The organism is Brevibacterium sp. FAM 27836, from assembly GCF_051351055.1.
In the GTDB taxonomy this organism is placed as follows: Bacteria; Actinomycetota; Actinomycetes; order Actinomycetales; family Brevibacteriaceae; genus Brevibacterium.
Genome location: NZ_CP195712.1, coordinates 32,751 through 44,537, shown reverse-complemented (window position 1 = coordinate 44,537; position 11,787 = coordinate 32,751). Strand labels below are relative to the sequence as shown.

The 11,787-nt window shown below is 59.5% G+C and carries 8 protein-coding genes; 1 reads left to right on the top strand and 7 read right to left on the bottom strand.

Annotated features, from left to right (window positions below; genetic code table 11):
- Positions 1-88: 88 nt before the first annotated feature.
- Positions 89-1,159 (bottom strand): acyltransferase family protein, encoded by a 1,071-nt coding sequence (locus tag ACSE4D_RS18740; RefSeq protein ID WP_436326033.1) that lies wholly within the window; start codon positions 1,157-1,159, stop codon positions 89-91.
- Between the two features lie 156 nt (positions 1,160-1,315).
- Between ACSE4D_RS18740 and ACSE4D_RS18735 the strand changes: the two genes are divergently transcribed.
- A complete protein-coding gene (locus ACSE4D_RS18735; RefSeq protein ID WP_436326032.1) occupies positions 1,316-2,596 on the top strand; it encodes a CDP-glycerol glycerophosphotransferase family protein in 1,281 nt (426 codons plus the stop codon).
- An 18-nt stretch (positions 2,597-2,614) separates the two neighbouring features.
- Here the strand turns inward: ACSE4D_RS18735 and ACSE4D_RS18730 are convergent, their stop codons facing one another.
- The 6 genes from ACSE4D_RS18730 to tagD all read right to left on the bottom strand — a co-directional run bounded on the left by ACSE4D_RS18730 (position 2,615) and on the right by tagD (position 11,787).
- Positions 2,615-4,504 (bottom strand): glycosyltransferase, encoded by a 1,890-nt coding sequence (locus ACSE4D_RS18730; RefSeq protein ID WP_436326031.1) that lies wholly within the window; start codon positions 4,502-4,504, stop codon positions 2,615-2,617.
- 53 nt (positions 4,505-4,557) lie between these two features.
- Entirely contained in the window at positions 4,558-7,155 is a 2,598-nt protein-coding gene (locus ACSE4D_RS18725) for a hypothetical protein (RefSeq protein WP_436326030.1), read from the bottom strand.
- 162 nt (positions 7,156-7,317) lie between these two features.
- Positions 7,318-9,438: an acyltransferase family protein gene (locus ACSE4D_RS18720; protein WP_436327135.1), complete on the bottom strand. Its 2,121-nt coding sequence runs from the start codon at positions 9,436-9,438 to the stop codon at positions 7,318-7,320.
- 143 nt (positions 9,439-9,581) lie between these two features.
- A complete protein-coding gene (locus tag ACSE4D_RS18715) occupies positions 9,582-10,505 on the bottom strand; it encodes a glycosyltransferase family 2 protein (RefSeq protein ID WP_436326029.1) in 924 nt (307 codons plus the stop codon).
- Positions 10,502-11,332: a CDP-alcohol phosphatidyltransferase family protein gene (locus tag ACSE4D_RS18710; protein ID WP_135538888.1), complete on the bottom strand. Its 831-nt coding sequence runs from the start codon at positions 11,330-11,332 to the stop codon at positions 10,502-10,504. The genes ACSE4D_RS18715 and ACSE4D_RS18710 overlap by 4 nt, the downstream gene beginning before the upstream one ends.
- Positions 11,333-11,397: 65 nt before the next feature.
- Complete coding sequence (gene tagD, locus ACSE4D_RS18705; RefSeq protein WP_135538892.1) at positions 11,398-11,787, bottom strand: glycerol-3-phosphate cytidylyltransferase; 390 nt, start codon at positions 11,785-11,787, stop codon at positions 11,398-11,400.

Here is an 11,787-nt window from a genome sequence, read left to right as displayed (position 1 = left end):
ACGGCAATAGCCTAACAGCCTCGGCTTCTTGACTGTCGCCGCGGACTGCCGCGGGGCGGAGAATCGGTCCAATTGTGCAATCACCACCTCAATGTCGGCCCTGGCGATCCGTAGGCACAACGACCGACGCGCCTTGGATCATAAGTTTCGCAAGGGTGGAGCTGAACCAGCGAATCGCTCGATTCAACGGCGACCATGAGAGTAACAGCGTGATCGCCGCGGCGACGACTATACAAAGCGCGATCGTCACGGAGCCGCTCGTTTTGTCGACCATCAAATTGAGACTGCCCTCAAATGCCCGAACGAGGAGTCCGTGAATGATGTAGATCGCCAGGCTACGTTGGCCCGTTGCAACAAGAAATTTTGGCAGATGTTCGGACCAGGCGAACAACACTGCAATCGTCAATATCGCGCTGGTAGCGATACAGACCCTGACTCCCACACCGTAGGGAATCGCCGAGTCCAGGAACTCGAATCCCCGCGCACCGTAGAACCATTTCTTGTCGAGGTCGTTCAGGTAGAGAACCGCTATCGTCAATGCTGCCAAGACAGTCAGTCCCCCTTTCTCCCACGCCTTCAATTGTGCCGCCCAGTTCAACATCCGTATTCCATAGAGCTTCCCGAGCACAAAGAACGGGAAGAAGGTCATGGTCCTGCCGATGGAAAGTTCGTAGTCGAGAGCCGGCAGGATTCCGCCGAAGATTCCGACAGCAAGGGAAAGGCACAGCATCGGAGTAGGAAACCGCTCGACAAGCGGTAGCGCAAGCGTCCACCAAACCATTGCGAGAAGGAACCACGTGATCCAATACGGTTCGGTAATCTCAAGGTCGGGCTCGACTCCGAATAACTCTGACCAGTAGAGGTAGATGGGCTGAGTCGCCACGGCGAGCACAGCGAACGTAAGAGTGCGTTCTCCCAGTCGATCAGACTTTGCCGTCATACCCGCCAGAAGGACGAATGCCGGCATGTGGAATGAATAGATTGCTGTCAGCAGGCCACGGCTGTATCCCATATCCCAGCCGGAGACCCCTTCAAGCAGGTGCCCAAGCACCACAAGGAAGATGAGAATGCCTTTGGCCTTGTCCAGCCTGTAGTCACGCGTTTGCATCGTCGGCGATAATACCGACAGATGATCGATCTTGTCCGCGAATCGTGACATTTGGAACGTCTTACCAGCCGAGGATGCGGCTCCAGTCAGTCTTGGAAGGTACGACTGAGTCCGTCCAGCATCCGTCAAACTGGTTGCCCGTACTATTGGACGCAGAACTGCTTCTCGAACTGCAGAAGAACCTAAGTCCATCTCGAAAGGGACACTGTGAAGAGTCTGCTCCGCAATACAGCTCTCTGGGCCGTGCGATCGTCGGCATGGAAGGCAACAAGCAAGTGGATCAGAGGCACCGAACGGTGGAACCGCCTCGAAGACGAGTTCGACGGCAGCTACGTCACCGGCGAAGTGGTCGTCTACTTCGGAGACCGCAGCTCCAAGTTCTACCAGCTCGAGCAGTGGCTCCCGGTACTGGAAGAACTGCACAAGAAGCACAGAGTCGTCCTTGTTCTGCGAAAAGGTTCAGCCCTTCTGCAGGCACGGGAGATGACTCACTTGCCTATGGTGTTCAAGCGGCGCTTCGATCCCCTGCACACTTTCTATCACGCCAACGATTTCAAGCTTGCCCTGTACGTGAACAATGGAATGACGAACTTCCAATCACTGGGCTTCGCCCCGATGGTTCACGTGCACGTCAATCACGGTGAATCCGACAAACTGAGCATGGTCTCGAACCAGGCCAAATCCTACGACAAAGTCTTCGTCGCAGGTGATGCAGCGATCGAGCGGCACCGCAGAGCTCTCATCGATTTCGACGAGTCCGCGCTGGTCAAGATCGGCCGGCCGCAGTTGGATATCGAGAGGCCCCTCGAACTCGATCCCTCACCGGCGTGCACCATCATGTACGCGCCCACGTGGGAAGGAGAGAACGACTCCAACAACTACTCCTCGGTCGACCTCTTCGGTCCCCAGATCATCGAGGCCGCTCTTCAGATCCCCAATTCTCGCGTGATCTACAAACCCCACCCCAGAGTCGAAGCGTCAAACGATCCTGTGATGGCCGAGGCGAATGCTCGAATTCTCGCACTCATTGAAGCTGCGAACGCATCCATTGCTGATGAGCCTCTGCAGCACCAAGTGCTCATGCAGGGCGACATCCTCGCCATGTTCGACACCGTCGATCTGCTGATCACTGATATCTCCAGCGTCGGGCTCGACTTCCTCTATCTGCATCCAGACAAGCCGCTCGCACTGACCGATCGTCGAAACGACATCTGCAAGCTCAACGCCGAAGCACCAATCAGTCGTGCGACCCCCGTCATCAACGTGTCGACGATCAGAGGCATCGAGACGATGCTCACTGAGATGCTCGCAGAGGACACCACGGCAGAGGCTCGACGCGAACTGAGGCAGTTCTACTTCGGCGAAGGCGAAAAGGGGACTTCGACCGATCTGTTCACCGAGGCGGTGTCCAAGCTCATCGCCGATCGCACGGTCGAGCTGGAGAGCTTCCACTCCGAGAGCATCAACGCCGAGTCCAGCGACGAGTAGGCACTGAGCTCGGCCCAGTCATGATCGGGGCCGGACGGACAGATTCCCGTGTTTAGTCGGGTACCATTCCCAAGCGCCGACGCGTTCTGGACGAAACCTCCTCGGGGTGCTGATTCTCCGCTTCGACGTCCACAGATCGTGGGGTCGTCGCAGGTAGACATCGAAGGTCTCACCGGCAGATTCAGAGAATTTTTCGTGGTCCACTTCGAAGGAGAGCGCCAGTCGGCGCCCGAACCGTCGGGTCGAGATCTCCGGCTCGCTGCAGATGAAGAATGTGCTGAGGTCGCGTCGCGCGACAACCAACTGCAGGTCCTTGGCAATCGGCCGATGCACCTCATCGACTTCTACCTCAAGCCGACTTCCACGAGGCGTCGACGCCGTCCGGAGCCTGCTTGACTCGATCGGTGGAACAGACTCACCGTCTTGGGTGCCGGGCAGCTGGGTAAGTCGTAGCTTCTCAAGAGTTCTCTGCCACCGCCGGTATCCGGCTTCCGGGAGATAGCGTTCGACAGTCTTCATCGCCGCCCTCCGCATGCTCTCAACCTGGGCGGCGTCTAACGACAAGAACTGCTCAATCTGGTCAGCGAGCGCATCGACATCGCTCCACGGTGTGATGAAGCCATTGTGACCGTGATCGATCAGGTCCCTCGGCCCGTACGTGATGTCATAGACGATGGGAACGCATCCGGCGCCCATCGCTTCCATGATCGACAGTGGAAGACCTTCACTCGTACTTGTCAGCATGGAGAATGACGCGGACTGCAAGCGGTCGGGGACGTCGTGCACATAACCTGGCAGATTGACACTGTCACCGAGGTCGAGTTCCTCGACGAGCTGTTCCAGATTCTGCCGCTCCGGGCCATCGCCGAGCACAGTCAATGAGACGCTGATGCCCCGGTCCCGCAACTTCGCGATTGCGCGAATCGAATGGTCCACTCGTTTGAGCTGGAGGAGGTTGGCGATCATCACAGCGTCGTTCGGTTCACGATGGACCGGCAGTTCAGACAGCACCGACCCAGACGGCAACTCCCCCGTGAGCAGCCTCAGGTTGGCGTCTGGGAGTCCAATGGCTCTGATCGCTTCGGCCTGTTGTTCGGTTTGGACACCGACAGCATCGAAACGGTCGAGATTGCGCACGGTATCCATACGCCGAGGGAGAATCTGTCCATGGTTGCCGTTCCACGGATGACGAAGATGCGTCCCGTGGAGGAAGAGGATGAGTCCGAAGCCACGGTCGGGAATCTCGTGGATGAACTCGCTGACCTTCTTGTCATCGACGATGACAACAGCAGGATCTTCGGTGACAATCGACGAGATCCAGGCATTATAGAAGTCTCGTGGTCGCCGCCACTCGGCCATCGGCTCACCGCTCGCGGAATGCAGGACGAATCGTCGGCCCAATTTCGGGTCCTGAACATCTGCAAGCAGCAGACTTCCGTCGCTCCTGAGATAGTTGCGACGAATGATCTTTCCCGTGGCGGGATTGCGGAAAGCGTCATAGTAGGCGGTGATGTTCTCGAGTTCACCGTCTTCTGCGGGCAGCGGAGCATTCGGCGGTTGTCCCACAAGCGTCGACAGCTGAGATTCGGTCCTTTGTCGCAGCTCCTGCCAGATGTTCACGAGCTCGACGTCGTCTCGCATCTTTCCTTGAGAGATCAACCGATTGCGGATCTCATCGGTGTCCATCCGCGGGTCGAAAGTCAGAATGGTCTGCGACAGAGAGTTCCCGTATGTCTGAAAGCTCCGTATCCGGCGAAGGGCCGCGGTTGTCATGCCGCCCATCGACTCGGGAATCCCCCACAGCACGTTGTAGACATGGACCGCGTCGGTCCCGAACGGCGGATAGGGTTTGGATGCGGCGCCGCCGACGTCGGCAGTGCCAGATGTCTTTCGAACACTCAGGCTCACTAGTGGTACCTTTCCTCCGCGACGACTGCCGGCAGCGATTTCAGGGGCGGGACTCAACGAGACAGAGCCATCTGCCCGAAATGACGATCCTGACGCCGCCAATTGACGAGTTTCGGGGTGTCTGCAGCCTCCCACTGGGCCCGGATATTCCACTCACTGTCGAGCTCCGAGTATCGGCCGCCGACAATCACCGGCATCGCATCGGCATAGCTGATTCCGTGGTCTGTCACGAGCCCGATCACTCTCTCGACGATGCCGTCGTTGCGCAGACCTTCCAAGTTGAGCACGGCAACTTGTGAATCGAACGGGGTGAAGTCCTCGCTCATGCCTGCATGACTGGCAAAGACGAAGTCGAGGGCCCCGTCATGGTCGTCGCCGAAGGCGCTTGCGATTCTCCTCATCACGGTGAGTCCGCTCGAACGGTGCTTCCTGACGTCGTGCTTCGCCGCAGCCAGCGAATCACCGAGATCGACGGTCGAGAGTTCAGCGATGTCCGCCGAGACCTCCGAGGCGGCCGGCACAACAATAAGACGTTCATGGTTGGGGAACAGCGCCGGCAGAATGGCCTGCACGAGGTCGGGATCGTTCTCCTGGCCGGCGATCGTCACCGTCGGAAGGACCTCGATCGTACCTTTCGACAGAAGTGACTGAATCTCGTCTGCCTGAGCAGCAGTGACCACACCGGCGCGCAGCCACACTCGGTAGTCTGCCGAGGTGTGAGCATCAATGGCGGCAGCCGCCCTCGCGATCAGTGGCGTCTCGCCCTTCTCCACGGTCATGAAGACATCGGTCACCTGCGGTTCGGGAGCGGGATGCTCAAGTCCCTCCACTGCCGCGGCGACGGTCGCAGGATCTGCGACCGGAAGCTCGGCTGTCGCCAGATATTCATCGGCTGCGGCCATATCGTCAGCGGTGATTTCGACCCACTTCGAGTAGATTTCGTGCTCTGAAGCGCCCGTGGCGATCAGGGGGATCAGCACTGAGAGTTTGTCGAGGATGCCGGCGCGAATGGCGTCGAATTCGACATCATCGATGCCGATGAGACCGCCGAAGCGGGAATCTGATTTGTTTTTGGGCTCGAAGTCGACGTCGGCACCGACTGAACGGGCAGGGAGATTGGCGTGCAGCCGGGAGGTGAGGACGTGCTTGTATTTGTACGCATAGTCCGCGACCCAATTGCGCGCCAGTTCGAGATTCTCAGGGAATGACTTGTCACGAATTGCTGTGACGGTCTGCTTCTTCTTCGGTCCTTTGTTGTCCTTCATCCAGTCCACTCGCAGAGTGCCTGCGCGGCGGTCGGCGGCAGGTGCGGGGAAGAGTGTGTCGACCGTGGTTGTCAGGCATCCGGAGAAGAAGGCGGGGACGCCGACTGCACGGAGCACCGCGACAGACTGCCAATCGCGACATCCGACCGGACCGTACTTCTTCAGATAGGCGATGGCGTCGGGCGTGAGCATTTCCGGATAGCGCACGAAGACCGACAGCAGAATCGGCCGAAGATTCGGATGGAAGGGGATATTGAACGACTTTCCGAAGATGTCGTGCATGTACCATCCGAAGGCGATGTACCAGGTGTCGTCGGGAATGTCCTGATAGACGTTGCCGTCTCGATAGACCTCAACGAGGTTGAGCTCGGCCGGGGGGCCCGCATATTTTCGTTCGTCCTTGACCTCTTCACGAAGCTTTGCGAAGAGGTCGGTCAGACCTTCGTCCCCGGAGAACTGAAGGTTTTCGTAGCGGAGCAGGTGACCGATCGACGCAATCGTCTGAATGTAGTCCCCGATGTTGCGAGAGCGGATCCCCGGCTGGTCATAGCTGAGCACACCGAAGTTGCGTCTGCCCTCGGTCGTGGGCAGCGGCTCCAGATGCCTGCCTCCGGGCAGCCAGTCAAGTAGCCGCGTGAGTTCATAGTGAACAGCAGACTCGACGGCATCGGAATCGCGGTCGATCCTGGATTCGACCAGAGTGCGCACATGGTCGAATGCGTTGATGCAGAACGCCGATTCGGCAGTGCGCAGCACGGCTCTGTCACTCCAGCGGTCTGTTTCTCCGGCTTCGTCAGAACGGTCGAGCAGCGTCAGGGCGTCTTCGCCGAGGGCGTCGATGGATGTCGGATAGTATTCTTCGGCGGCTGAGACGATGAGGTCTCGGTCTGTCACGCCCGCGAATTGAGCCCAAGCGACTTCCGGATCGGAAGAGCGTTGGTAGGCCATGCCCAGAAGCGTGCGGCCGGCTTCCTCGGACTCCGGCTTGCTGCGCAGATTCAACCCGATGGACACTGCTTCGCCTTGCAGTCCTTCGGCGAGGAGAGCGCGGCCCGCGTCGACTGCCGCGGCGTTGAGGGACGAGCCGTGGGCAAGCGATTCGGACAGCGTCGAGTGGGCTTTCAGCCGCGCCAGCTGACGTGATTTGGCAGCGACTTCCTGTCCAGAAGGAGCAGTCTTCCACCCGTCGGTCTCTTCGGAGGTCTTGCCTTTGAGCCCGATCGCGAGCTGTCGGTAGGCACGAGCGGTCGTTGCGGCAGCCTTCTTCGAAGCTCCACCGGATTTCCCTGTTCCTCCGGCAGCGCGTTCACGCACGTATTTGGTTCCCGATGCCCTTTCGACCACAGGCAGGGCCCGCCGTGCGATCCCGTGAACCACGGGCTTCACCAGCTCTCTTCCCTTGCCGATGTATCGGTCAGCAGCTCTTCCTCTAGTGCTCACTCGTCACGTCCTTTGCAGAGATTTCGATGTTCGGTGATTGGCTTGGAGCCGTTGGGGATGACGCTAACCGACTTGACTGTCAGTTCGATGAATAGAACTCTCATCTGCTCAGTCGAACGTGCTGAGGCCGGTCCGGTGCAGACTCGCATCAAGCTGAGGTGCGAGAGTCTGTGCGTAGGTCGCGGTGATGTGGGCAGTATCGAAGTAGGTGATGACGCCCCCGATGACCGGCTCACATCGTCCTTCCGGGCAGAGCCAATCCTGCGGATAGATGATCGACATCCGCTTTGAATCGATGGTCTTCGCCGAGGCAGCAAGCGGATCCATCCAATGCCACTCTTCCGGAGTCCCCGAACATTCCTCGGGATTGTCCTCATGCTTGGCGACGCAATCCGGCACGTTGATATCCGCTCCTCCCGGGTAGGGAGTGTCTCGGATGACCACAACATCCAACTTCGCGTCGACCCAGCTCTGCAGAATGGGGCGGTGGCCTTCTGGAGCCTTCTCTTCAGTCTCGTCCCAGCCCATTCCCTGGAGCGGAGTCGACTGCCGTTCGGATGTGACGACGGCATCGAATCCGCCTTCGGTGGTGCGCTCGACAACCCAGTCTGAGTAGTCCTGGCAGCCCTTCGTGTCTTCCTCGGTCGACAGTTCCTGTGGCAGTGTCGACAGACTGCAGTTGGATGCCAGGAACGTTGTGATCGTCAGATCGTTCTCGTCGGCCAACCGTTCCAGAGTCGGCAGCCAATGGCCGGCGTGGGAGTTCCCGACAAGGGCCACATGTTTCGACCCATCGCCGTATGTGCATTCAGGTCTGTCCGCATATGGTGCGCTTGCCCAGCAGCCGTCGGCATAGGCTTTTGACTTGTCCTTCTTCGCGGCTGCCGGTTCCATCTGCAGCGTGTCCTTGTCGTCGCAGTGCGGATTGTCTTTCGCATCAGGCAGGAGAACCGCGGCGCCGAGGCAGGAGTCCGGGTCGGCCAGCTCAGATTGGAGCTTGTCTTCGTTCTGCTCGACGATTTTGTCGGCAACGACCATCTGGCTCAGGCCGAGGGCGGCGACCAGCGCCATAGCAAGTCCGGCGAAGGCAAAGGTCTTTCTCGAACTGCTCAGAAGGGCTGTTTTTCGAAACCTGTTCTCCACCCAGGTCGTCGACGCCCATGCGGCGAGGATCGACACGAGGATGATCGCGATGTTGTCGATCACCCCGAGGCTCTCTGATCGGCCCAGCTTGGCCGAGAGATAGGGCACGAGGACGATGAGAGGCCAATGCCAGAGATAGACGGAATACGAGATGTCACCGAGGAACCGAATCGGCCGCAATGACAGGATCGGCAGCACAGAAGCACGGCCACGCGAATCTGCAAGGATGACCAGGGCGGTCGATACGACCGGAACGAGCGCGACATAGCCGGGGAACGGCATGTCTGCGCGGATGAGAAAAGCTCCTGCGACGATCCCGGCGAGTCCGATCCACCCGAGCAGCGAACTGAAGGGCAGACGCTCGGGACGGACGTAGAGAACGAAGACCGCGACCAGACCGCCCGCTGCCAATTCCCACATCCGCGTGGGGGTGACGAAGTAGGCCATGGCCGGCTCTGACGTCGTGTACCACACGGAGAAGACGAACGAGGCGAGGAAGATCGCGACGACAGTGAGGCCGACGGCCAATTTGGATCGCCCGAGCTTCGTGCCGATGAGGAAGGCCAACCCGATGATCATCGGCCAGACGAAGTAGAACTGTTCTTCGACGGACAGCGACCAGAAGTGCTGCACGGGTGAGGGAGCGTTGTCGGCCGCCAGATAATCGACGCTGGAGATGGCGAAGTCCCAATTGACGACGTAGAGACCTGCGGAGAGGATCTGCCGGCCGGTGTCGGCCCAAATCGACTGCGGTGCGACAAGGAACGTGGCGATCCCGACGAGGAAGAGCACGAGAAGTGAGGCCGGCAGAAGTCGTCGGATCCGTCGTGCCCAGAACTTGGCCACATCGGCCCAATTTCGCGGTGGGGTTTTGATGAGGTGGCTGGTGATGAGGAATCCCGAGATGACGAAGAAGACGTCAACTCCGGCGAAACCGCCGCGAAAGTGGGCCGGCCACAGGTGGTAGAGAAGAACCATTCCCACAGCCAGCGCACGCAGCCCCTGAATATCAGCGCGAAACCCGGTCGGCTTCGGCGCGGTGTTCCTTGTGGGGGAGTTTTCCGCGACGGGGGCTGTCGGCTGCATCAATCGGCTCCACTTGGTTTCTCAGTCGGATGGACAGGACCCGACTGCGGTCCCTGTCTTTTCTCTGTTTCGCGATTCACGACGACCGGTGGCAAACGCGATGCGCAGAATCCGCATCTACCGGCGGCTGGGACCGTGCATGATCATACGATCGGCGGTCGACCGTGCCGGGACATGCGCAGCACGCCGCGTCCGGACAGCTTGCGTCGGTCTTCGTCATCGGCCCAGGGGTCGAGTCGCCAACCGGCACGCCATCCTTCCATCCACGCTTTGAGCTGGTGCGGCTTGTTCGCCCATTTGATGCACTGATTCACGGTCCACGAACAGACATAAGCCCAGCTGAATGGCCACGGCAGGTTGCGTCGTGCCAACCAGACGCGGTTCCTCGCGTTCATATAGAAGTACTCGTCGTGGCGTCTGGGGTCGATCACAGGGTGCGCGACGGTAAGGTCCCCCATGTACCAGACGATATAGCCGGCATCCCAGACTCGCCACGCGAGTTCGATGCCCTCGTGGGCGTACCAGAACGGTCCCGGCCATCCGCCGCATTCGTCGAAGGCACGTCTCTGCATGCAGACCGCGCCTTCCCAGACTGAGAACACGTTCGACGAATGGTCGGCCGCGCCCTTCTTCAGCCGGGGGATCCAGCGTTTCGGTGAGTTCGGTCCGCCGGGCTCTTCGACGCGGGGCTGGACCAGTCCGATTCTCGGTTTGGTGCGCATCAGCTGGGCCATGCGCATCAGCGAAGTGTCATCAGGCAGCCAGGCGTCATCGTCGAGGAAGAACAGGAATTCACCGGAGACGTGGGGAACTCCGGCATTGCGACCTGCCGGTATTCCGAGGTTCACCGGCAGTGCCAGTTTCTTGACCCCCTCGGGGATGCCCTCGGGTTCCCAGCCGTTGCCCACACAGACGATGTCGAGGTCCACGCCCTTCTGTGCGAGAAGAGACTCGAACCCACGGTTGAGGTCGTCCAACCGTTTGCCCTGGCTCAATACGACGACGCCGAATGTGTAGCGGCGGTTCTCTTCGGCCCGCTGAGAAAGGATGCGCGAGGAATCGTTCATGACAGTCGCCTCGACGCCATAATCGACAGGAAGTGTCCGATCACGGAGAGCATGCACAATGGAGCCATGATGAGTACGAGCCAGCGTTCTCCGAACAGCGGATCGGCTCCCGCCGACACTGCGAACACGGTGACGATGCTTGAGACGAGTGCCATCAGCGACATCTCGACGGAGTGGAAGATGCGGTGGAACGGCACGAAGCGAGCGATGCGTTTGAGGGTGGAGACCAGGCCGGGGTTGAGCGCGGTGGCTTCTTTGGAATCGGCGAGTTTGCCGAGGCCGTTGAACGCCCTCGACACATGGACCATGTCGTTGAGTGCCTTGTTGAGAAGGACCAGTGCGGCCAGGACCGTTCCGGCCAGCAGAAGCGGGTAGGAGCCTGCGGGATCGTCGACGAGGTTGCTCCACTCCCCCACGGCTCTGAGACCCAGGGCAACCGCGACGAGGCCTTCGGTCGTGTAATGACCGACTTTGTCGAGGAACACACCTTTGGCTCCGCTGGTTCCCCTCCACCGCGCGACCTCACCGTCGCAGCAGTCGATGTACATCTGGACCTGAGAGAAGAACACAGCAAGGACTGCGCCCCAGATCCCCGGGATCAGGAGACTGCCGGCGATGCACCAGCCGGCGAGAATCATCAGACCGGTGACGCCGTTGGCACTGATCTTCGTGCGGACGAGCAGCATCGTGAAATAGATCGAGATGTGACGGAGGTAGAGCTGAGCGGTCCAGTGTTCGGCGTTCTTGCGGCTGCGGACTTCCACCGGCTGCGCCTTGGCCCGAAGCTCCGACAGAGTCGGATGTTTCGCCGGAGACTGTTCGGGCACGTCCGTTCCTCTCTGATCCTTAGATGGTGTCCAGCCACGATAGCGCGAAGACCGCGCCATCTCGGTCAGGACTTACCCAGCTCGCTCTTGATGCGCGTCGTCGAGATCTCAGGCGTGCGCGGCAGATAGACGACCTCGCACTTGTCCTTGAGGAAGTCGAATTCGCCTTCCCAGTCGTCGCCCATCACGAAAGTGTCGATATGGAATTTTTCGACGTCGGTCGACTTCTGTTCCCAGTTGTCCTCGGGAATGACGAGGTCGACGTAGCGGATGGCTTCGAGCATGTGCTTGCGCTCTTCATAGGAGAAGTACGACTTCTTGCCCTTGCCAGCGTTGAATTCGTCGCTCGACAGGGCAACCACCAAGTAGTCGCCCTGCTCCTTGCACCTTTGGAGCAGTCGAATATGCCCGTAATGGAGCAGGTCGAAAGTTCCGTACGTGATGACTCGTTTCAT